Here is a 21,158-nt window from a genome sequence, read left to right as displayed (position 1 = left end):
GTTTGGGCGGCCCTTTTATTAGAAAGGAAAACAATTATGTGGTTGTTTTTTGCATTGGCTACGACTTTTATATGGGGCCTGGCCGAGCTCTTTTATAAAAAGGGAGCAAGAGAGCATGAAAAGTATGCTCACCTTAAGATATGCGTATGCGTCGGTGGTGTAATGGGAATACATGCGCTCTTTACGCTTATTACCAAGGATATAAATTATGATCCGATAAATCTTATCAGATACCTTCCCGTATCTCTTTGTTATATTGTATCAATGGCGTTTTCATTCTTTGGAATGAGATTTCTTGAAGAGTCTATTTCAGACCCAATAGAGAACACATCTGGAGCTCTTTGCTCACTTATGTGCGTTGTGTTTCTCGGAGAAACTATAGCAAGAGGATCGGTTGTCGCTATAATAATCATCGTTATCGGTATTCTTGGAATCGGATTTTTGGATAATACCGGTGATACGGACAGAAAAAAGAAGATAGGAAAGAAGATGGCGCTTATAGCTTTTGCGATGCCTTTTTGTTACGCCATGATCGATGCGCTCGGAAGCTTTCTTGATATATATTTCTTAGACATGAAAACAAGCCCTTTATTTGACGTTACGGAAGAAACGATAGAAGAGGTCGCAAATACCTCATATGAGCTCTCTTTCTTTATCGTAGCTGTTATTTTAATGATCTTTATGCTTGTAAAGGGAGTTAAGTTTGAACTGCCTACGCAGAGAGATAAGATACTTGCAGCTGTATGCGAGACTGCAGGACAATTTACATACGTTTACGCTATGAGCGGAAACGGCGCTATCGCCGCACCGATCATTTCTTCAGTATGTGTGGTTTCGCTTATTCTCTCTAGGGTGATTTTAAAAGAGAAGCTAAAAGCAAAACAATATTTCTTCTTGTTTTTAGTTATTATAGGAATACTTATCTTAGCTATTATTGAAGGAGATTGATTCAAAGAGTAATTTTGTGTATATCCGAAAATGTGCTGTTCTCGGACGAGCATTATGATTTTTTAATTGAAAAACACCTGTATATGCTGACTTTTCTGAGCAACGTCGAAAGGAAGCATATACAGGTGTTTTGAAATTTTAAAAATCAAAGCGCAGAAGAAAACAAACATTTTCGGATAACACAAATTATACTCTTGAATCAGTACAATCTTGTTGCTTGATCAATCAGGCCAAACGGACTGTCATTGGTTCCTGCTATAGCAAAAAGCATAACATATCCGTCTTTGGTAAGACACAGGAATCTTTGCCTGAAGTTTACACCGTCGACTTTTCCGGTGACATTTAAAGAAGGATGTTTCTCTCCGAGAAAAGCTATTGAATCTATGGTTGCATTTAGATCGCTGAATCCACCGACATTGTTATAATCGTCTATTACCTGCTTTGCCTTGGATTCAACAATGCTTTTTTCATCGTATTTATCTGTTATGTTTTTGCCGACATAGGTAGCTATAACGGTGAATACCGAGGATTTATTGGTGGTCGCATTAGCTAGGATAACAGGTGTGCTGCCGTTGATCTGATCGATAATGGCATTTACGGCGGCAGGATCGGATACTTTTTTGCCAAGCTCCGTGAGCTTTCCGTCTCTATCGAACTTCATTCCTTTAAGAACAGGGAAGCGTACGTTGAAAAATGAGTTTTCATAGGCTCCGTCTTTAATCTCACCGAGTGTAAATACGGCGTTTTGAGTTTCTACCGTTTTTGCTTCGTTTTGAGGGAGCTCATTCGTTTTTTCGGTTGCATATGCGGGAGCTGAAAACAGCATAGATAATGCAAGTACCGGAATTATTATCTTTTTATTCAGTAATTTAATCATGGATTTTCTCGCTTTTCCTTTATTTTATATTAAGCGTTATATATACTTTATCACGTTTTATCGTATGTGTGAAATCAAGGAAAAAGACCTGTAGGAGATTAGTGTCTCCACAGGTCTTTATTTCCGGCGCTTATATATTATTTTATGTTTTTTTTAAAATAGATTAGTTAAGCTTAGTAGCGTTTGCGATAGGAGCGAAATCCTTCTGCTCAAATCCGCCGAATCCGATTACAAGAACATATCCGTCCTTAGGAATGCAAACGTATTTGTGGTTGTAATTAACGCCTTCGATGGTTCCTGTAACATCCATACAAGGGTGCTCCTCGCCAAGGAAATTAGTGGTAGCAACAGAAGTCGTTACATCTGTTAATCCCATATTCTTATACATGTTTACGATATCATCTAGCTTTGATTCGATCAGAGCTTTTTCGTTAAGGTAATCGTCTGTATTATCAGCTACATAACCAACATATACATCTAATGATGCATTTTTGTTATTGTTAGCATTTAGAAGCTGTACAGGATAATCATTATCTAAGATTACCTGAACAAATGCTTTAGTAGCATCCTTTGCAAAAGGGGTTGAAGTATAATCATCAACAAGTGTCATTAATCCTTCATGATTAAAAGTAAAATCCTCGGGAGCAGTAAGACGAACGTTAAAGAAAGGATTCTCATATACCTGTCCGTTTACCTCGCCGAGAGTGAAGCCTTCTTCAATGGCTGCATCGGCTGCAGCTTCAACGCCGGAATCTGCGGCTGCGTCATCATTAGAAGAACTTTCAGCAGAAGCGTCAATTGAAACTTCGGTATTATTATTTTTGTTGTGATGATGAGATTTCTCGCATGCGAAAGCAGGCAAGCTTAAGACCATAGATAAAGCTAAAACTGATACAATTACTTTTGTAAGTTTCATAGTTTTCTCTCTTTCCTATTTTTATATAAGCGTCAAACATAATGTACCAGTTTTAGCTCTATTTGTAAATTGAATAGTATTTAATTTATTATTGACGCTTATATTTCATTTATTAGAATAAAAAGATTATTTGAACTTAGTAGCTTCTGTGATAGGAGAGAAGTCTGTTCTTTCAAAACCACCGAAGCCGATTATAAGTACATAACCATCCTTGGGAATGCATACATACTGATGTGTATATGGAACACCTAAGAGTGATCCGGTGACAAGCATTGCGGGATGCTCTTCGCCAAGGAATGAGATTGTATTAACTGATGTCTTTACATCTGTTAATTGCATGTTTGTAAACATATCTACTATGTTGCCAAGCTGTGATTCTATAAGAGCTTTCTCATTATAGATATCATCAGTATTATCAGCGACGTATCCTATGTGTACATCGAAAAGAGTATCTCTTCCATTGTCTGCATTGAGTAGCTGAACCGGCTTGCCATTTTTTGTGGTTACTTGAACATGAGCGACAGCTGCGGATTCAGGAATAATGGCGTTAGTGAGATAATCAACTTGTGTTTTAAAACCTGTGTCATTATACTGTAGATCTTCGGGAATGGTCACTTTTACATTAAAGTATGAATTCTCATAAACATTACCCTTTACTTCTCCGAGAGTAAAGCCTTTATTAATTGATTCCATCGCCTTAAGATAAGGTGATATTTGCTCTTCGGTAGCTTCGGATGACGAAGCAGTAGCAGTTTCTTCGGCTGATGATACAGCGGTAGCGGCAACTTCAGTAGAATTCTCTGTGGATGCAGCGTCTGTTGAAACAGCCTCTGTTGAAGAGGCCTCAGTTGACGCATTTTCTGTAGAAACATCCTCTGTAGATGAATCATCAGTAGAAGCAGCATCTGTTACAGCTGCATCTGCAGTTTTGTGATGATGGTGGTGATGGTGTGATTTGCCGTGAGCCATTACAGGCATGCAAAAGAGCATAGATAGAGCTAAAACTGAAACAATAAGACGTTTTACTTTCATTCTTTTTCTCTCTTTCCTATATTATTATTTGAAATATAAGCGCCTTATCAAGAGTATCAGTTTTAGCTCTTTTTGTAAAATGTATTTAATTTAGTTTAATGAAGTTGTCTTTCCAAAATAGTCGATAAAGTCAGCAAAACCGCTAAGTTCGAACTGGTAAACATATCCGTCCTTGGAGTAGAAGAGATAGTTGGCAATATAATTCTCTTCACCTAAAGTACCTTTGAAAGTATAAACATCATGACTTTCTCCGAGGAAATTTGTACTTCTTGTTTCAGAAGTAATATTTGTGGGAGGAAGATCACCATTTACGCTCTTATAAGCATTTGTTGCTATTTCAATATATTTATCCGGATTAAAATTATTATCCTTAAAAATTGTTACTTTAAAAGAATCCATATCAAGTCCTGCGTACTGAACAAGTACAGGTGAGCCGGATTCTACCTTTTGCATTGCGGTAGCGGGCCATTCAGCTACGGAAACGTTGTTCTGCTTTGCAAAATAGTCGTCTTCAGAAAGCCATACACTGTCAGGAAGATTCATCTTTAAATTTAAAAATGAGTTTTCGTAAACGCCTGCTTCACCTACTTTGACAGTCTTTCCAAGCATTGCGGAAGGATCCTGCGCAGAAGCGGATGCGTTGGAAGCAGGAGCGGAGTTTTCACTTGAAGTCTCATCAAATCCCATATCGGTGTCTTCGAGTGATTCATACTCAGAATCAACATCAATAGATTCGATTGATGTTTCTTCACCGGAACTCATTTCTACGTCTGTGTTACCGGATTCCTCGACAGTTTCAGTTGTTGTTTCATTGATCTGATCCTCATCAGAACATCCCATAACTGAGAGGATAGTAGCGGCTGCAACAATTGCAGCGATAATTTTCTTATTCATGTTATCTTTTTCCTTTTTCGTTTTATTCTTTTATATTCATATTACTTTTTTAAAAGTGATGATTTCTTTAAAACTTCTGTCTGGTTACGACCATATCCGTCTATAAGTACTTCCATATAGCAATCGTCTTTAAAATAGAAAGTGTGAGCGGATGTAAAATTACGTCCGGCATATTGTCCTTTAACTAAGATTACAGGACGATCCTTACCAAAACAGTTAATCTTTTTAAGTCCGCTTTCGGAAATTGTAAAATCGGGATCTTCATTCCATGCATCAATAGTAGCTTGAAGGTCTTCTTTAGCGATAGTCTTCATGAAAAGCTGTTTTTCTTCTTTTGAATCGAATTTTCCTACAGCGATTGAAACGACATTATTGTTGCTTTCGAAATGCTGAATATATACATGCTCGCCGGCGTTTATTGCAGCAATTCTCTTGTCTGCGGAATAACCGTTGGGATCAACTCCGTTATCGGCTGCAAGATCGGCGTCAGTTCCGATTGTTGAGTTTTTGAATAACGGAATCTTAACTCCGAAATACTCGTTTGTATAAGATTTGCCATTGGTTGATCCGAGGATGGATGCGTCAACGCTACCTGCAGCGAATGCTTCATTGGAAAAACCGATCATGCATGCGCCGAAGATTGTAAGCGCTGACAAAGCCAAGGCTAAGATATTTTTAATTCCCATTTTTCTTTCAATACATTTTTTCATTTTTTCTCTCCTTATTATTCACTAAAATCTAAATCTGAAATCATTTTTGAAAAACCTGCATTGGGTAGTACTTCCTCTTCGGCAGGTGATTCTTCTTGTTCTTCGTACATGTAGTCGTGAGCGATTCTGTATGGCTCATCGGCATGTGTCTTGTTAAAATGTGTCATGGTAAAGAAATTGATAATTATAAAAATGATAGCTCCAACAATATAAACTTCCATATTTAATCTTTTAAGATCTTTTTCCATACTTTTTTCCATGATTTTGTTCCCCTTTTTTAATCAATCCCAAACAATAATTTCTATCTATATCAATTAAGCTTAGTGGCGCCGTCCAAAATATTACAAACTTCTTCGGATGGACCGCCGACAGCGAATGTTCCGATATAACCATCTTTTAAAAGACAAATGACTTTGGCGTGGAATGTTACGCCTTGAGCTGTACCTGTCATTGAGAGACATTCATGTTCTTCTCCTATAAAAGTGGTCTTTTCAATCGATGTGCTGATATCTGTTAATCCCATTCCCTCGTACTGCGATATAAGAGAATCCTTGCTGGCTTCAATTATTTTCTTTTCGCTTAGTAGAGCGGTGGCGATTTTTCCTGCAGAACCAATCGAAACTGTGAAGGCTGAAAGATTATTATCTGTAGCATATGCTACGGCAAGAGAGCCTTGCTTATCCATCGCTTCTTTCAGCTGTTCATTGGTGATAGTGTTATCAACCAATCCGTTAAGTTCTGCAACCTTAACTTCATCCGCGAACACCATTCCTTCTGATACAGGAATCTTAACATTAAAGAATTCGTTTTCATAAACATTGTCTATGACTTCGCCGGATGTGAAGTTTGCATCTGTTGAAACCTCAGTGGAAGATTTGTCTGCCTCATCAAGCGAGTCATCATCGGACGCTTTGACTTCAATCCCCGATGATGTACCAAGCGTCGCCGGCTGAATCAGTACTTTGTCCCCACAAGCAACAGATGTAATTGCGATTGCAATTGACATAAGTGTTACTATTATTCTTTTTTTCATACCTGATTACCTCTCCAAGCTAAATATTAACTCTAACGTAATATTACTTTAATAGATATTAAAAAATATGTCAACACTTTTTTAAAAAATATTTCATTTTTATTTCATAAAGCTTTTAAAACTACAGTTTATTGAGAAAAGTACATATTGTATGGTAGAATTAATATATATTTAGAAGGAATCTGAATATTCTTTATCTTATGAGGGCATAAAATTTATGACAGTGCAGGATGATGAGCTTGTGAATGAATTAAATAGTTATGCCGGACTTGAATCTTTTAATAAGAACGCCTATGAGAGAGAATTAGAGTTGTGTGCAAACTTAGGAGCCGATGTTGAGAAACTTAAGGCTCTTGGTTTTAATGCCCTCCAGCTTGCTGAGATAAGGAAGGGTATTGCAGATAAAATAGATGTTTCTAAATATACTAACCCTGAAATGCCTTGGACGGAGATGGAAGAACTTCGTCTTGAGATGTCTCAGGGTATTGATATGTCATCATATAGGGAGCAGGGTTTTGACCTTCAACAGCTCTCGCAGATCCGCCAGGGTATTGCTATGGGAATAGATGTTACGGTTTATGCAAAACCTGAGTATCTGGCAGATCAGATGAGAGAATTGCGCATTGGTCTTTCCAAAGATCACGATGTTCCCATTATCTTTTATCAGGACCCGTCTTATGACAGTATGCAGATGAGAGAGATCAGAAAGGGGCTTGAAGCCGGTATCGATATTTCTCATTATGCTTCTCCGGCAATTCCTTATATGAAAATGAGAGCTGTCAGAAAGAGTGCGGTTGACGGGCTCATATTCAGCGGCGGAGAGATCACCAAATATAATGCAAATATACTTGAGCAGCTTCACCTTGCACATCTTGACGGGGTTGATATTCAAAGATACATAAAAGACAGCTTTGATGCCGAACAGCTTGAGCAGATCAGAATCTGTTTAAAGGAAGGCATCGATATAGACCGTCATATAACCGGTGATATGAGAGGCGATGCGATCAAAGAAATAAGGCTCGGACTTGAAAGTGGTGTTGATGTCGGTCAGTACGCAGATCCGTCATACGGATGGATGCAAATGTACGAGCTCAGAACGGGACTTGAGCATCAGATAGATATTTCGCCTTATGCAAAGCCTCTGTACCAGGCTGATCAGATGCGTGAGATTAGGCTTGGCATAGAAGAAGGCCTTGATATCAGTAAGTATTCAACGATGATGTATACCGCTACCGATATGAGGCGCATTAGAGAGAAGCTTGAAAAGGGTGAGATAACCGGCGGCGAAAGGAAGGTTACGGCTGATAGTCCCGCTGCACTGGACAGAACCGAGGGTATCAGTGATGACGCTGTGCTTCTTAATTCTATGCTGGCGCATAAGGATGATTATATTTCTTTCTCGGCAGACGATATGCTCTGTATGTTAAAGCTTCCGCTTAGAAGTGACGGTGCTTCTTATACGGAAGAACTGATATTTAACTTCCTTTTAAAATGTAGGATCAGAATGGGTATCGATAAAGAGGGCATCAAAAGGATGCTTCGGCATATCAATTCCGGTGAGAATTACGTTGTTGCCGCAGGTAAAGGCCCTGTTGACGGTGTTGACGGATATTATGACTTCTTCTTTGATACCGAGACCAATAACGAACCTATAATATTAAAAGACGGTACGGCCGATCTTTCCAATATGGATACGCTTAAGCAGGTTCGCGTAGGCGATAAGCTTGCTTATTATCACAGAGCGACCAAGGGTGAAGACGGATACAATGTATTCGGAGAAGCTCTGAAAGCCAGAAACGGTAAAGAAATCCCGATACTTAAGGGCGAAGGCTTTATGATCCTTAACGACAGAGTTACTTATGTCGCGAAATATTCAGGCGCCATAAGTATGGTTGACGGTGTGATCAATATTCAGAAGGTAATGATCGTTCCGGAAGTTAAGGTGACGGATAAAAAGATCAATTATGACGGCGTTGTATATGTAACGGGCGACGTTCATTCAAGCAGTGATATCAAGGCTACCGGAGATATTATTATCGGTGGTCATATGGAAAGCTCCGAGATCGTGAGCGGTGGTAATGTCATAATTAAAGGTGGTGCGACTTGTCCTATAAGAGGTTCAATCACTGCAAAAGGAGATATTTCCGCCAAGTTCTTTGAGGGAGTTACGATCACAGGTAAGAATATATCCGGTAACTACTTTATTAATTGTAAGATCAACTCAAGCGGGCTTATAAAGACTTACGGACGTGTCGGAATTATATACGGCGGAACGTGCCAGTCGCTTGTCGGAATAGAAACGGCTTCCGTTGGTAACAGGTCAGGTGCCAAGACTATCATCAATCTTGGAGTTAACGGATCACTCCTTACTGAGTACAATAATATTCAAAAGATGATAAGCAGAGAGGAAGAGGATCTCAGAACCCTTCAGACAGAGAGTCTTAAGCTCCAGGAAGCAGGCGCTGTCGATAGGCAAAAGATGCAGTGGAAGATCAAGATCAACGCTGCCATCGGAATGAAAGAAGCTAAGATAAAAGAGCTTTCTGCCAAAAAGATAAGGATACAAGCCGAAATCGACAAAGGAAGTGCCGCTCAGGCCGTCATATCGGAAGTGGCTTATGCCGGAACCATATTTGTCATAGACGGAATTGTTCTTAGAATAGAGAACGACAGAAAGACTTATGACAAGATGATCGTCAAAGCAAATGCTCAAAAGGATGCGATCGAGATCATCTGATTTTGAAGTAAACGTTAAATAAAATCCATGAAAGGACGAGGCAGAGAAGCTTCGTCCTTTTTGGCGGAATATTCAGAAAACTTTAACTGCGTGGCGAATATTATTTGCGCAAAATATGTTTTAACCGTGAAAAGGATTGCACAATTACCGCATAAATTCTATAATAGTCTATAGTTTTGATTAACAGGAGAGCTGTATGAAAGAACTATTTAATGAACTTCTTAAAGAAGATAAAGCATTTATTCATGTTCCATACGGGAACGGTTTATTTGATCTTTATAAGTCGGTTGTTGTTTCTTGGATAGTAATAGGTATTCTTATTCTTTTAATCTTATTTCTTACCCATGGTTTTAAGGTGCACAATATTTCAAAAAGACAGGCCGCCGTTGAAAGCTTTGTACTCTGGATAAGAGGAGTGACGGGAGGTATGCTCGGAGAAGAGGGCGTCAGATATCAGGACTATATGGCTACGGTACTTATTTTTATCTGTGCTTGCAATATGGTCGGATTGTTCGGAGCCACTCCGCCGACTATGGATCTGACAGTTACGGTAGCTCTTTCTCTTATGAGTATAATTCTTGTCGAAGCGGCAGGGCTTCGCAAGAAAGGTCTCGGAAAGTGGTTTAAGGGCTTTGCGCAGCCGATGCCCGTGATCGCGCCTATGAACATACTTGAGCTTGCCATAAGACCTTTGTCTTTGTGTATGCGACTTTTCGGTAATATCTTGGGAGCAACGGTAATCATGGAACTTATCAAGCATGTTATGCCGGTTATTTTCCCCGCATTATTAAGTGTTTATTTTGATATATTTGATGGAGCAATACAGGCGTATGTATTTGTATTTTTGACATCATTATATATAAAAGAAGCAGTCGAGTAATATTTGACGCTAAGGAGGAACAGTAAGATGAATTTAACAGCATTAGGTGCAGCTATTGCAGCATTTACAGGAATCGGAGCAGGAATCGGTATCGGCCTTGCCACAGCTAAGGCTACTGATGCGGTTGCAAGACAGCCCGAAGCGGACGGAAAGATCATGAAGCTTCTTCTTCTTGGATGCGCGCTTGCCGAGGCAACAGCTATTTATGGCTTCGTTGTGGCTATTATGATTATCTTTTCTACATGATCTTTGATTAAACTATTAGAGACGAGGGTATAGACGTGTTAAATGTTAGTATCTTAAGTATTGGGTGTACAGTTTTTAATCTTTTGCTTTTGTTCTTTGTAGCCAAGAAGTTTCTTTTTGGCAGAGTAGATGCCGTTCTTGTAAAGAGAATGGAAGAGGTTGACGAAGCTACTTTGGAAGCAGAAGAGGCCAAGCAGAAAGCTCTTAATACACAAAAAGAATACGAGGATAAGATAGCGTCCGTTGATGTTGAAAAAGAGCATATTCTTTCCGAGATCAAGAAGAAGGGCTATGTTGAGTATGATCGTATAGTTAACGATGCCAAGAAAAAAGGCGAGCAGATCCTCGTAGAAGCCAAGCACAATGCTGAGGTTGAGAATGAGCGTGCAAAAGAAGTTTATGCGGCTCAGCTTACAGACATGGTTATCGATGCGGCTTCCAAGATTGCGGCAACCAAGCACAGCAGTGAAGATGACAAAAAACTGTATGACAAATTTATAATTGAAGCCGGAGTAAACAATGAGTGATGTTTTAAAAGCTAAGCTCCGCTATGCAGATACGGCCCCGAGCGGAGAGCAGTTTGACAAGATCAAGTCTGTTCTTTGCAAGAAGTTTGAAGTTGATGACATAGAGGTTGAGCTTGTATGCGATCCTTCCATCGGCGGTGGATTCATAGTGTCTTGCAAAAACTATGAATATGACTGGTCGGATGCCGGAAGGGCCAAACAGCTTCGCGCTGAACTTAATAAGATAAGCCGCAAGACCGGTGACAGAGAGACAGGTAAGATCATATCAATGCTCAGCAATAAGGTTGAGAGATTCGATCTTTCCATTAAGGACCGTGAAGTCGGAACAGTTACCTGGGTCGGGGACGGCATTGCAAATATTGACGGAATAGAACATGCATTTTACGGTGAGATCATTGAGTTTGAGGGCGGTACCAGAGGTATGGCTCAGGATATAAGAGACGATCACATAGGATGCATTCTTTTTGGTAATGATACATCGATCAGACAGGGAACAAGAGCTGTCAGAACATATAAAGAGGCAGGTATCCCTGTTGGAGAAGCTTTTATCGGAAGAGTTATCGATGCTCTCGGAGCGCCGATAGACGGGCTGGGCGATATCAAGGAATCGGGCTACAGACCTGTTGAGGAGCCTGCACCCGGAATCGTTGAAAGGCAGTCTGTATGCGAACCCATGGAAACGGGTATTTTATCAATAGATACCATGTTCCCTATAGGAAGAGGACAAAGAGAGCTTATTATAGGCGACAGACAGACCGGTAAGACTTCCATTGCACTTGATACGATCATCAATCAGAAGGGCAAGGACGTTATCTGCGTCTATGTTGCCATCGGTCAGAAGGCATCAACCGTTGCCAAGATCGTTCAGACCCTTAAAAAGACCGGAGCCATGGATTATTCCATAGTTGTAAGTTCAACGGCTTCCGATATGGCGCCTCTTCAGTACATAGCACCGTATTCGGGAACGGCTCTTGCTGAGTATTTTATGCATCAGGGCAAGGATGTTCTTATTGTATATGACGATCTTTCCAAGCACGCCGTTGCTTACAGAGCACTTTCGCTCCTTCTTGAGAGATCGCCCGGACGTGAAGCTTATCCCGGAGACGTATTCTATCTGCATTCAAGGCTTTTGGAGAGATCAAGTAAGTTATCTTCAGAGCTTGGAGGAGGCTCCATTACGGCGCTTCCCATTATAGAGACACAGGCAGGTGATGTATCTGCATATATTCCTACCAATGTTATTTCTATTACCGACGGACAGATTTTCCTTGAGAGCGATCTTTTCTTTGAAGGAATGAGACCTGCCGTTAACGTCGGACTTTCCGTATCCCGTGTGGGATCTGCGGCGCAGACCAAAGCAATGAAAAAGGCTGCGGGAAGTATCAGAGTAGATCTTGCGCAGTACAGAGAAATGGCTGTATTCACACAGTTTAGTTCCGATCTTGACGAAGCGACCAAGAAACAGCTTGATCACGGTAATGTATTGATGGAGCTTTTAAAACAGCCTCTTGAGCATCCACTTGCGATGCATGAGCAGGTTATCATACTCGTTGCCGTAGGTTCGGGAAAACTTGATATGGTTCCCGTCAAGAGCGTTAAAGATTATAAAGAAAGACTTCTTACTTACTTTAATACGGAGCAGGGTGAGATCTGCGAGGAGCTTACCAAGAGCAGGGATCTTTCAGATCTTTTGAAAAAGAGAATTTTGGACGCCGTAGATGAGTTTAACGATGCGGAGAACAAAAAACTGAAGGAAGAAATAGCAAGTGGCAACTATTAAAGAGATCAGGGATCGTATAGAAAGTGTCAACGATACCAGGAAAATTACAAATGCGATGTATCTCATATCTTCAACCAAGCTCCAAAGAGCAAAGAAGATGCTGACAGATACCGAGCCGTTTTTCTTTTCCACTCAGGCTATGATATCCAGAATTGTAAGGCATTTGCCTGAGGAAGTTGAGAATATCTTTTTGGAGACAAGGCTTGATATTCCCGAGGAAGAGAGAAGGCGCGGCTACATCGTCTTTACCGATGATAAGGGACTTGCGGGCGCATATAATCACAATGTTATCAAGCTTGCCGAGGAACATATCAAAGAGGACGGTGACAGATGGAAGCTCTTTGTGATAGGCGAAGTCGGAAGATTTCATTTTGCTACTAAGAATATGAAGATTGAGGAATCTTTTATCTTTACATCTCAGAATCCCACTCTTCACAGAGCAAGAAAGATTGCGGCAGAGATACTTGAGTATTACTACACAAGACAGGTTGATGAGTTTTACATCATTTATACAACGGTTCACGGCAATAAGACGGAGACCAGATTCCAAAAGCTCCTTCCGCTTGATATCATTACGGACATCAGAAAAGAGAAGGTACCTACAGGTACAATGCTTGAGGAATTTCTGATGGAACCCAGTCCTTCCGCCGTATTGGATAATATAGTTCCCAATTATATTACGGGATTTATATACGGAGCGCTTGTAGAAGCATTTTGCAGTGTGCAGAGCGCGCGTATGATGGCGATGGATAACGCTAACAAAAACGCCGAGAAGATGATAATGGATCTTCAAAGAACCTATAACAGGCAAAGGCAGGCGATGATAACTCAGGAAATAACTGAGGTTGTCAGCGGTGCCAAGGCGCTTAAGCATGCCAAAGAAGTTAAGGCAAAAAAAGCAGCCAAAGCCAAAGAAGCTAATTAATGAATCGAGGATATTCTTTTGAAAAACGGTAAGATTTTACAGGTCATGGGACCGGTTGTTGACGTAAAATTTGAAGACAACGATCTTCCATATATCAGCGACGCTCTTTATGTATATGTAGAAGATAAAAAGCGTGTCATGGAGGTTTCGCAGCATATCGGCGACAATGTCGCAAGATGCATCATGTTATCTCCTAGTGAAGGCTTATGTAAGGACATGGAAGTAATCTCTACAGGAGGACCTATTACTGTTCCCGTAGGTGAAGGAGTTTTGGGCCGTCTGTTTAACGTAATGGGCGATGTTATCGATAACAAGGGAGAAGTAGCCTGCAGCGAGAAGTGGGAGATTCACAGAGAAGCTCCGAATTTCGTAGATCAGAGTCCTGTTGTCGAGATACTTGAGACCGGAATTAAGGTAATCGATCTTCTTGCTCCTTATGCAAAAGGCGGTAAGATCGGACTTTTCGGTGGTGCCGGTGTAGGTAAGACCGTGCTTATTCAGGAGCTTATTCAGAATATCGCGACCGAGCACGGCGGATACTCCATCTTTACAGGTGTAGGAGAGAGATCCAGAGAAGGAAACGATCTCTGGCTTGAAATGTCGGAGTCGGGAGTTATTGATAAGACGGCGCTTGTCTTCGGACAGATGAATGAGCCGCCCGGAGCCCGTATGAGAGTAGCCGAGACCGGACTTACGATGGCTGAGTACTTTAGAGATGTTAAGCATCAGGATGTGCTTCTTTTTATAGATAATATTTTCCGTTTTGTGCAGGCAGGCTCGGAAGTTTCATCACTTCTTGGAAGAATGCCTTCGGCTGTCGGTTATCAGCCGACACTTGCAACAGATCTCGGTGCACTTCAGGAGAGGATTACTTCAACGAGATTCGGCTCGGTTACATCCGTACAGGCTGTATACGTTCCCGCCGATGACCTTACCGATCCCGCTCCCGCAACGACATTCGCACACCTTGACGCTACAACGGTTCTTTCACGTAAGATCGTAGAACAGGGTATTTATCCTGCGGTAGATCCGCTTGAGTCATCAAGCCGTATCCTTGAAGAGGACATTGTCGGAAAAGAGCATTATGAAACAGCCATTAAAGTTCAGGAGACCCTTCAGAAATACAAAGAGCTTCAGGACATTATCGCTATCCTCGGTATGGAAGAATTAAGTGATGATGACAAGCAGACTGTATACAGAGCAAGAAAGATTCAGAGATTCCTTTCTCAGCCTTTCCATGTTGCTGAGCAGTTTACCGGGATCCAAGGAAAATTCGTTCCTCTTAAGGATACGATAAAAGGCTTTAAGGCGATCATCGACGGCGAGATGGACGAATATCCCGAGGCAGCGTTCTTTAACGTTGGTTCGATCGAAGAAGTTATTGAGAAGGCTAAGCAGATAGAGGCGTAATTATGAGTAAAGAAAAAGCCCCGACCTTTGGACTTAGGGTCATATCTGTAAACGGAATATTTTATGATGACAGAGCAGAGGAGATAATCCTTCCCTGCGCTGACGGCGAGCTAGCAATCCTTGCCAATCACGAGGAGCTTATCCTTGCGCTTTCCGACGGAGTTATCAAGATTAAACAGCCCGGCGGAGAGTGGCTTTACGGAGTTGTGAGTTTGGGGTCTGTACAAGTAGCCAACAATAGGTGTATAGTTCTTGTGAATACCGTTGAAAGACCTGAAGATATTGACAAGCAAAGAGCAAGGGAGGCTTATGAGTTTGCCATGGAACATCTTCAGCACAAACAGTCTATCAAAGAGTTTAAGAAATCTCAGGCGGGACTTGCGAGAGCTCTTACAAGACTCAAGGCGGCATCCAAATATTCTGACTAATATACGGAGTGAGATTTTGAAAAAGTTTTTTAGAAAAAGTTTTTGTTTGGGTTTGGCTTTTGTGTTCATATTCATGGCAGTCGGATGTGGAAAGAAAAACGATAAGCTCGAAGCTTATAAGACCGAGATGTCTGAGTTTTATGATAAACTCTCGCAACTTGGTGATTCCATAGATGCTATCGATCCTAATTCCGAGGGCTCCAAGGAAGAGCTTCTTGGATATCTTGATGAAATGAATGATATATATCAGAAGATGGGACAGTGTGAAGTGCCCGATGAGTTTTCCGGTGTTTCCGAGATTACCGTCGAAGCTGCAGAGTATATGCAGAAAGCCAACGAGTGTTATCATCTTGCTTATGACGGCGAATTCGATGAAGAGAATGAACAGCTTGCTTCTCAGTATTATGAAAGAGCCAACAACAGAGCGATGGTAATCTTGCAGGTTCTTCACGGAGAGGTTCCTTCCGGTGAAGGAGTTTCCGTCACGACAGAAGATGCATATCAGTTATCGACTATAGATTCAGAGGATTCAGATTCAAGCACTGAGTAACATCAGTGCTTCTTTTCTAGTATAATAGGAAACGCTCAGTAGTGATGCGTCGGAACTATGCCCATGGAAATGAAAGAAAATAAATTTTTATATCTTATAAGTTTTATAGCATGCATGCTTGTTATTGTAATCCATACAGGTTTTCCGGGAAATATCGGAACACTTATGGAAGCTGTCAGTAGGATGGCTGTTCCTTTTTTCTTTGTTTTATCTGGAAGATATCTTCTGAGGGACGGTGACGACAACGCTCAAAAGATACGTGAAAAAAGCGGAAGATATTTCATAAAGATATTAAAAGTCACCGCCTGTGTATATATCATTTATTTTATCTTTTCGATAGCTGTACATTTGTATCTGGGTGATTCAATCAAAGAATGGCTTTTTTCAAAATACGGATATAATGAGGCTTTAAGATTCGTTTTGTTTAACTCCGGAACATTTGTATATGACTCTGCATTTGTGTTCGATCATATGTGGTTTTTGTTCGCACTTTTGTATGTTACGGGACTTATCTATATTTTTGCACCTGTACTCAGGAAGTGGTATAAATTCCTTATTGTTGCATTGCTTGTCTTATTGTATTTCGGGCAGGCGCTTCAGACATTTTATCCGATAAGACCGTTTGGAATAAGCATAGCGACTTGGTATGTTATGAGGAACTGGTTGTTTATCGGTATGCCCTTTGTGCTTCTTGGCATATTTTTGTCCGATCTTTTCAGGGGCAAAAGAAATGAGCTTAAAGATTCGTATATAGATGTAATGAGTGCGAAGAAGCCGGTCTTTATTTTCATGACAATATTCGGAACGCTGTTGTCTATAGTTGAAGCATTTATTTTCGGTAAAAAAGAAGTGTATTTAGGATCTTTGATCGTAGTCGTCGGAATATTTCTTTTGTCTGAATGCAAAGTTTTTTCCGGGGATCATTTGTATAAGATCGGGAAAAAGAGCTCTAATTACATTTACTATTATCATGTGCTTGTTTTGGCAGTGGTAGATAGATTATCATATGCAGAGATAATTCCGTATCCACCGATGTGGCTAAAGCCGTTCTTGATAGCTGCCTTATCTTTGATATTGTTTTATTTCGCTCCTATATTTATAAAAAAGGTAAAAGATAGATGAACAGAGAACAATTTTTGGAATTTACAAAAGACAGGATAATATTTCTTGACGGTGCGACGGGCTCCAATCTCATAAAGGCCGGTATGCCGGTCGGAGTTTGCCCCGAGGCGTGGATCCTTGAACATAAAGATGTAATGAAGGAGCTTCAGAAGAATTACGCCGAGGCGGGTTCCGAAATTGTCTATGCTCCGACATTTACCGGAAATAGGATAAAACTTGCCGATTACGGCCTTGATAAAGATATAGTTAAGATAAATACCGAGCTTGTTCGGTTGTCAAAAGAAGCTGTTGCAGGCAAGGCTTTGGTTGCCGGAGATCTTACGATGACAGGAAAGCAGCTTAAGCCTATAGGCGACCTTGATTTTGAAGAGCTTGTCGATGTTTATAAGGAACAGATCAAGATTCTTGAAGATGCAGGCTGCGATCTCCTTGTTGTTGAGACAATGATGAGTCTTCAGGAGTGCAGAGCTGCGCTTATAGCTGCAAAAGAGGTATCGGATCTTGCGGTAATGGTCACGCTAACATTTGAAGCTGACGGAAGAACGCTCTTTGGTTCGGATGCAGCTGCAAGTGCCATTACATTGGAAGCTCTCGGAGCTTGCGCCGTCGGAGCAAACTGCTCGACAGGTCCCGATAAGATGGAAGAGATCATTCGCAGCATGGCGGAGGTTACTTCTATACCGATAATTGCTAAGCCCAATGCAGGACTTCCTTCCGTTGATGAAGACGGAAACACTACCTATGACATGGACTGCGATACTTTCGTTGTCGAGATGGAAAGACTTGTTAATGTCGGAGCCTGTGTGCTTGGCGGTTGCTGCGGTTCAACACCTGCATTTATCAAAGGAATTAAAGATAGATACGGTGAAGTTAAGCCCAGTACGATCGTTGACGGTGAAGGTAATCATATTAAAAGAAAAGATCTTTCTAAAAGATATCTTTCATCAGAGAGAAGCTCACTTTCTTTTGGAATGGACGATCTCTTTATGATAGTTGGTGAGAGGATAAATCCCACAGGTAAAAAGAAACTCCAGGCGCAGCTTCGCGAAGGAAATCTTGAGATGGTAATGGATTTTGCCCAGAGCCAGGAAGAAGACGGAGCTTCGATACTTGATATAAATGTCGGAATGAGCGGAATCGATGAAAAGAGCATGATGCTTACGGTTATGGAAGAAGTGAGTTCCATAACGGATCTTCCTCTTTGTATTGACTCAAGTAGCGCCGAAGTAATGGAGGCTGCTCTTCGCAGATACCCGGGAAGAGCACTTATGAATTCAATATCACTTGAAAAGGGTAAGGCAGAGGTTTTCCTTCCTCTTGCAAAGAAATACGGTGCGATGTTTATTCTTCTTCCTCTTAATCCCGAGGGACTTCCGAAGTCATCGCAGGAGAAGATAGATAATATAAACAAACTTTCACAGATGGCATTTGATATGGGAATGGTCAAGCAGGACATTGTTGTTGACGGTCTCGTTGCAACAGTCGGAGCCGATCCAAAGGCGGCGCTCAACACACTTGATACGATAGGCTATTGTCATTCAAACGACTATGCAACTATCTGCGGATTATCTAATATCTCATTCGGACTTCCTCAGAGAAGTAATGTAAACACGGCGTTCCTTACAATGGCGATCCAGAACGGACTTACCATGGCTATTGCCAATCCGTCTCAGGAAATGCTGGTAAATGCGGCTTTTGCGTCAGATCTTTTACGCAATAAGGAAGGCGGAGATCTTCGCTACATCCAAAGGATGCAAAGGTATGAGATTAATAATGCACAGGGTGATGCTCCTGCAAAAGAGGTTAAAAAGGACACTCCCGCTGATGGTGATATTCTTGGTATAATAAAAAAAGATGTGCTTAACGGTTCAAAGAGAAATATCGTAAAAGATACTGAAAAAGCAGTGAGCATGGGTATTGAACCCAGAGTCATTCTCGATACGGTCTTGATGCCTGCGATCAACGAAGTCGGAGATCTTTTTGATAAAGGAAAGTTTTTCCTTCCGCAGCTTATAGCGGGCGCTGAAGCCATGAAGCTTTCTATCGGTTATCTCGAGCCGCTTCTTAAGGATAGCGCAGATACCGGCAAGGAGCTTCCTTCGATCGTTATTGCTACGGTTCACGGCGATATTCATGATATCGGTAAGAACCTGGTTGCTCTTATGCTTAAGAACTACGGCTTTAGAGTGGTTGATCTTGGAAAAGATGTTCCAAAGGAAGAGATAGTTAAGGCTGCGAAAGAGAATAATGCAAGTATCATTGCTCTTTCAGCTCTTATGACGACTACTATGAAAGAGATGAAAAATGTGGTCGATCTTGCCAAGGACGAGCATCTTGATGCAAAGATAATTATAGGCGGAGCGGTGGTCACACCCGATTATGCCGAAGAGATCGGTGCGGACGGTTATTCATCAGATGCGGCCGATGCGGTAAGACTGGTTAAACAGATACTTAGTATTGAATAAATATAGACTTATGTTTATTGAGGAGGATTGTTATGATTGGAGCTGAGGCGATAGTTAAGTGCCTTGAAAAAGAGAAGACCGAATACGTATTTGGTTATTCCGGAGTTGCAATTGATCCTTTTTGGAACAAGATTCTTGATACCAACATCAAGAGTGTTCTTATAAGGACTGAGCAAAATGCTGCTCATTGCGCAAGCGGATTTGCACGTATCAGCGGTAAAACGGGAGTGTGCGCCGTCACATCAGGCCCCGGTGCGACCAATCTTATAACGGGAATTGCTACGGCATATGCCGACAGTATCCCTCTTGTTTGCATAACAGGACAGGTAAACAGCGACATGATAGGAAGTGATGTCTTCCAGGAGGCCGATATTACTGGTGCTGTTGAGTCTTTTGTTAAATACAGCTACCTCGTAAGAGATGTTGCGGACATTCCGAGGATCTTTAAGGAAGCTTTTTATATTGCCAGCACAGGTCGTAAAGGCCCTGTACTTATCGATGTTCCTTTTGACATCCAGAATGCGGAGTTCCCGGGCAAGTTTGTATATCCCGAGACAATTTCCATGAGAACCTACAAGCCTACGGTTAAGGGTAATATGGTTCAGATCAAGAAAGTCATTAAAGAAGTTGAGAAGGCTAAAAAGCCTATCATCTGTGTGGGCGGCGGAGTTCATTTGAGTAATGCGACCAAGGAACTTAGACAGTTTGCCGAGCTCAACAACGTTCCCGTTGTTTCAACAATGATGGGAATAGGAGTAATGCCGACAGAGCATCCTCTTTATTTTGGAATGGTCGGTAACAACGGTCAGTCTTATGCAAATAAAGCCATGAATGAATCCGATCTTCTTTTGATGGTAGGAGCAAGAGTTGCGGACAGAGCGGTAAACAGACCCGATCTTATCACAGAGAATAAGGTCATGGTACATATAGATGTCGATCCCGCCGAGATAGGTAAGAACGTCGGTCCTACAATACCTCTTGTAGGCGATATCAAGCATATCTTTCAGGATTTCCTTGAACAGGACGATCATGCGGACGATCATTCCGAGTGGATCGCTACTATTAATGGATACAAAGAGGCAGCTCTTTCCAAGGCTAAAAAGAGTGTTAAGAAGAAAGCCTACGTTGAGCCTAAAGAGTTTATAACAAAGCTCTCCGGCGCAATGAAGAACGACGCGGTCTATGTTGCCGATGTCGGCCAGAACCAGATGTGGTCCTGCGCTTATCATATAGTAAAGAACGGCAGATTTATTACTTCGGGCGGAATGGGAACGATGGGATATTCAATCCCGGCTGCGCTCGGTGCCAAGCTTGCGAGTCCCAAGAAGCAGGTAGTTGCCGTTACCGGAGACGGAGCATTCCAGATGTCCATGATGGAGCTTGCGACGATGAGACAGTACGGCGTTGCGGTCAAGATCGTGGTAATGAAGAACGGTTATCTCGGAATGGTAAGAGAGCATCAGCACTTTGCGTATAACGACAACTATTCCATGGTCGAACTTAAGGGGGATCCCGATCTTTCTCTTATTGCGGCAGCATACGGAATGGGATATGCCAAGGTTGACGGAAGCGTTGACCTGGACAAGGAGCTTAAGGCTTTCCTTTCAGACGATTCATCGGCGCTTATGGAGGTCATTGTTGATCCCAAGGCGCTTACCAAGTAATAAGGAGGGACTGT

Annotated in this window: 20 protein-coding genes; 13 read left to right on the top strand and 7 right to left on the bottom strand. The window is 41.5% G+C overall.

Translation table 11 applies throughout. The features are described 5' to 3' along the window. The first annotated feature begins 36 nt into the window (after positions 1 to 36). Positions 37 to 948 carry a DMT family transporter gene (locus BM377_RS02195; protein ID WP_092243039.1) on the top strand — a complete coding sequence of 304 codons (912 nt, stop codon included), beginning with the start codon at positions 37 to 39 and terminating at the stop codon, positions 946 to 948. Between the two features lie 199 nt (positions 949 to 1,147). Here BM377_RS02195 and BM377_RS02190 read toward each other — a convergent pair whose 3' ends face one another. The 7 genes from BM377_RS02190 to BM377_RS02160 all read right to left on the bottom strand — a co-directional run bounded on the left by BM377_RS02190 (position 1,148) and on the right by BM377_RS02160 (position 6,410). Next, positions 1,148 to 1,825: a hypothetical protein gene (locus tag BM377_RS02190; RefSeq protein WP_092243035.1), complete on the bottom strand. Its 678-nt coding sequence runs from the start codon at positions 1,823 to 1,825 to the stop codon at positions 1,148 to 1,150. A 163-nt stretch (positions 1,826 to 1,988) separates the two neighbouring features. Next, positions 1,989 to 2,741 carry a hypothetical protein gene (locus BM377_RS02185; RefSeq protein WP_092243032.1) on the bottom strand — a complete coding sequence of 251 codons (753 nt, stop codon included), beginning with the start codon at positions 2,739 to 2,741 and terminating at the stop codon, positions 1,989 to 1,991. Positions 2,742 to 2,867: 126 nt separating this feature from the next. Continuing rightward, positions 2,868 to 3,773, bottom strand: coding sequence for a hypothetical protein (locus BM377_RS02180; protein ID WP_092243029.1), 906 nt, complete (start codon positions 3,771 to 3,773; stop codon positions 2,868 to 2,870). A 90-nt stretch (positions 3,774 to 3,863) separates the two neighbouring features. Further along, positions 3,864 to 4,667, bottom strand: a complete 804-nt coding sequence (locus BM377_RS02175; protein ID WP_092243028.1) for a hypothetical protein — start codon at positions 4,665 to 4,667, stop codon at positions 3,864 to 3,866. Between the two features lie 41 nt (positions 4,668 to 4,708). Continuing rightward, positions 4,709 to 5,377: a hypothetical protein gene (locus BM377_RS02170; protein WP_092243025.1), complete on the bottom strand. Its 669-nt coding sequence runs from the start codon at positions 5,375 to 5,377 to the stop codon at positions 4,709 to 4,711. A 14-nt stretch (positions 5,378 to 5,391) separates the two neighbouring features. Next, entirely contained in the window at positions 5,392 to 5,637 is a 246-nt protein-coding gene (locus BM377_RS02165) for a hypothetical protein (protein WP_092243019.1), read from the bottom strand. Positions 5,638 to 5,687: 50 nt separating this feature from the next. Then, positions 5,688 to 6,410 carry a hypothetical protein gene (locus BM377_RS02160; RefSeq protein ID WP_092243014.1) on the bottom strand — a complete coding sequence of 241 codons (723 nt, stop codon included), beginning with the start codon at positions 6,408 to 6,410 and terminating at the stop codon, positions 5,688 to 5,690. A gap of 217 nt (positions 6,411 to 6,627) precedes the next feature. Here BM377_RS02160 and BM377_RS02155 point away from each other — a divergent pair, with 217 nt between their 5' ends. The 12 genes from BM377_RS02155 (at position 6,628) to ilvB (ending at position 21,144) form a co-directional block, all read left to right on the top strand. Further along, positions 6,628 to 9,147, top strand: a complete 2,520-nt coding sequence (locus tag BM377_RS02155) for a DUF342 domain-containing protein (protein ID WP_092243011.1) — start codon at positions 6,628 to 6,630, stop codon at positions 9,145 to 9,147. Positions 9,148 to 9,343: 196 nt separating this feature from the next. Continuing rightward, complete coding sequence (locus tag BM377_RS02150) at positions 9,344 to 10,027, top strand: F0F1 ATP synthase subunit A (protein ID WP_092243007.1); 684 nt, start codon at positions 9,344 to 9,346, stop codon at positions 10,025 to 10,027. A gap of 27 nt (positions 10,028 to 10,054) precedes the next feature. Further along, positions 10,055 to 10,273: an ATP synthase F0 subunit C gene (gene atpE / locus BM377_RS02145; protein WP_092243006.1), complete on the top strand. Its 219-nt coding sequence runs from the start codon at positions 10,055 to 10,057 to the stop codon at positions 10,271 to 10,273. A gap of 35 nt (positions 10,274 to 10,308) precedes the next feature. Next, positions 10,309 to 10,800: an ATP synthase F0 subunit B gene (locus BM377_RS02140; protein WP_177223768.1), complete on the top strand. Its 492-nt coding sequence runs from the start codon at positions 10,309 to 10,311 to the stop codon at positions 10,798 to 10,800. Then, the gene (gene atpA, locus BM377_RS02135; RefSeq protein ID WP_092243002.1) at positions 10,793 to 12,580 is read left to right on the top strand and encodes a F0F1 ATP synthase subunit alpha; all 1,788 of its coding nucleotides are present in this window, start codon (positions 10,793 to 10,795) and stop codon (positions 12,578 to 12,580) included. Before BM377_RS02140 ends, atpA begins: the two co-directional genes overlap by 8 nt. Then, positions 12,567 to 13,505 (top strand): ATP synthase F1 subunit gamma, encoded by a 939-nt coding sequence (atpG, locus tag BM377_RS02130; protein WP_092243001.1) that lies wholly within the window; start codon positions 12,567 to 12,569, stop codon positions 13,503 to 13,505. Before atpA ends, atpG begins: the two co-directional genes overlap by 14 nt. Positions 13,506 to 13,523: 18 nt before the next feature. Further along, positions 13,524 to 14,915 carry a F0F1 ATP synthase subunit beta gene (gene atpD, locus BM377_RS02125; protein ID WP_092242998.1) on the top strand — a complete coding sequence of 464 codons (1,392 nt, stop codon included), beginning with the start codon at positions 13,524 to 13,526 and terminating at the stop codon, positions 14,913 to 14,915. A gap of 2 nt (positions 14,916 to 14,917) precedes the next feature. Further along, the gene (atpC, locus tag BM377_RS02120; RefSeq protein WP_092242995.1) at positions 14,918 to 15,343 is read left to right on the top strand and encodes an ATP synthase F1 subunit epsilon; all 426 of its coding nucleotides are present in this window, start codon (positions 14,918 to 14,920) and stop codon (positions 15,341 to 15,343) included. A gap of 16 nt (positions 15,344 to 15,359) precedes the next feature. Then, positions 15,360 to 15,893, top strand: coding sequence for a hypothetical protein (locus BM377_RS02115; protein ID WP_092242992.1), 534 nt, complete (start codon positions 15,360 to 15,362; stop codon positions 15,891 to 15,893). A 63-nt stretch (positions 15,894 to 15,956) separates the two neighbouring features. Then, the gene (locus tag BM377_RS02110) at positions 15,957 to 17,015 is read left to right on the top strand and encodes an acyltransferase family protein (RefSeq protein WP_177223767.1); all 1,059 of its coding nucleotides are present in this window, start codon (positions 15,957 to 15,959) and stop codon (positions 17,013 to 17,015) included. After that, on the top strand, positions 17,012 to 19,480 hold the full coding sequence (locus BM377_RS02105) for a homocysteine S-methyltransferase family protein (RefSeq protein WP_092242986.1): 2,469 nt from the start codon (positions 17,012 to 17,014) through the stop codon (positions 19,478 to 19,480). Before BM377_RS02110 ends, BM377_RS02105 begins: the two co-directional genes overlap by 4 nt. 32 nt (positions 19,481 to 19,512) lie before the next feature. Next, positions 19,513 to 21,144, top strand: a complete 1,632-nt coding sequence (ilvB, locus tag BM377_RS02100) for a biosynthetic-type acetolactate synthase large subunit (RefSeq protein WP_092242981.1) — start codon at positions 19,513 to 19,515, stop codon at positions 21,142 to 21,144. Positions 21,145 to 21,158 lie beyond the last annotated feature (14 nt).

The sequence above is a fragment of the Butyrivibrio sp. INlla21 genome (genome assembly GCF_900116875.1).
Lineage (GTDB): Bacteria > Bacillota > Clostridia > Lachnospirales > Lachnospiraceae > Butyrivibrio.
The sequence above is the reverse complement of the archived record's forward strand: the minus strand, read 5'-3'. Positions and strand labels throughout refer to the sequence as shown.

What these genes read in the sequence shown, in the direction of transcription:
- atpA (WP_092243002.1), top strand. Translation starts at nt 10,793, where the DNA reads ATGAGTGATGTTTTAAAAGCTAAGCTCCGCTATGCAGATACGGCCCCG.
- BM377_RS02185 (WP_092243032.1), bottom strand. Translation starts at nt 2,741, where the DNA reads ATGAAACTTACAAAAGTAATTGTATCAGTTTTAGCTTTATCTATGGTC.
- BM377_RS02195 (WP_092243039.1), top strand. Translation starts at nt 37, where the DNA reads ATGTGGTTGTTTTTTGCATTGGCTACGACTTTTATATGGGGCCTGGCC.
- BM377_RS02150 (WP_092243007.1), top strand. Translation starts at nt 9,344, where the DNA reads ATGAAAGAACTATTTAATGAACTTCTTAAAGAAGATAAAGCATTTATT.
- atpE (WP_092243006.1), top strand. Translation starts at nt 10,055, where the DNA reads ATGAATTTAACAGCATTAGGTGCAGCTATTGCAGCATTTACAGGAATC.
- atpC (WP_092242995.1), top strand. Translation starts at nt 14,918, where the DNA reads ATGAGTAAAGAAAAAGCCCCGACCTTTGGACTTAGGGTCATATCTGTA.
- BM377_RS02180 (WP_092243029.1), bottom strand. Translation starts at nt 3,773, where the DNA reads ATGAAAGTAAAACGTCTTATTGTTTCAGTTTTAGCTCTATCTATGCTC.
- BM377_RS02165 (WP_092243019.1), bottom strand. Translation starts at nt 5,637, where the DNA reads ATGGAAAAAAGTATGGAAAAAGATCTTAAAAGATTAAATATGGAAGTT.
- BM377_RS02155 (WP_092243011.1), top strand. Translation starts at nt 6,628, where the DNA reads ATGACAGTGCAGGATGATGAGCTTGTGAATGAATTAAATAGTTATGCC.
- BM377_RS02175 (WP_092243028.1), bottom strand. Translation starts at nt 4,667, where the DNA reads ATGAATAAGAAAATTATCGCTGCAATTGTTGCAGCCGCTACTATCCTC.
- BM377_RS02160 (WP_092243014.1), bottom strand. Translation starts at nt 6,410, where the DNA reads ATGAAAAAAAGAATAATAGTAACACTTATGTCAATTGCAATCGCAATT.
- BM377_RS02110 (WP_177223767.1), top strand. Translation starts at nt 15,957, where the DNA reads ATGGAAATGAAAGAAAATAAATTTTTATATCTTATAAGTTTTATAGCA.
- BM377_RS02190 (WP_092243035.1), bottom strand. Translation starts at nt 1,825, where the DNA reads ATGATTAAATTACTGAATAAAAAGATAATAATTCCGGTACTTGCATTA.
- ilvB (WP_092242981.1), top strand. Translation starts at nt 19,513, where the DNA reads ATGATTGGAGCTGAGGCGATAGTTAAGTGCCTTGAAAAAGAGAAGACC.
- BM377_RS02105 (WP_092242986.1), top strand. Translation starts at nt 17,012, where the DNA reads ATGAACAGAGAACAATTTTTGGAATTTACAAAAGACAGGATAATATTT.
- BM377_RS02170 (WP_092243025.1), bottom strand. Translation starts at nt 5,377, where the DNA reads ATGAAAAAATGTATTGAAAGAAAAATGGGAATTAAAAATATCTTAGCC.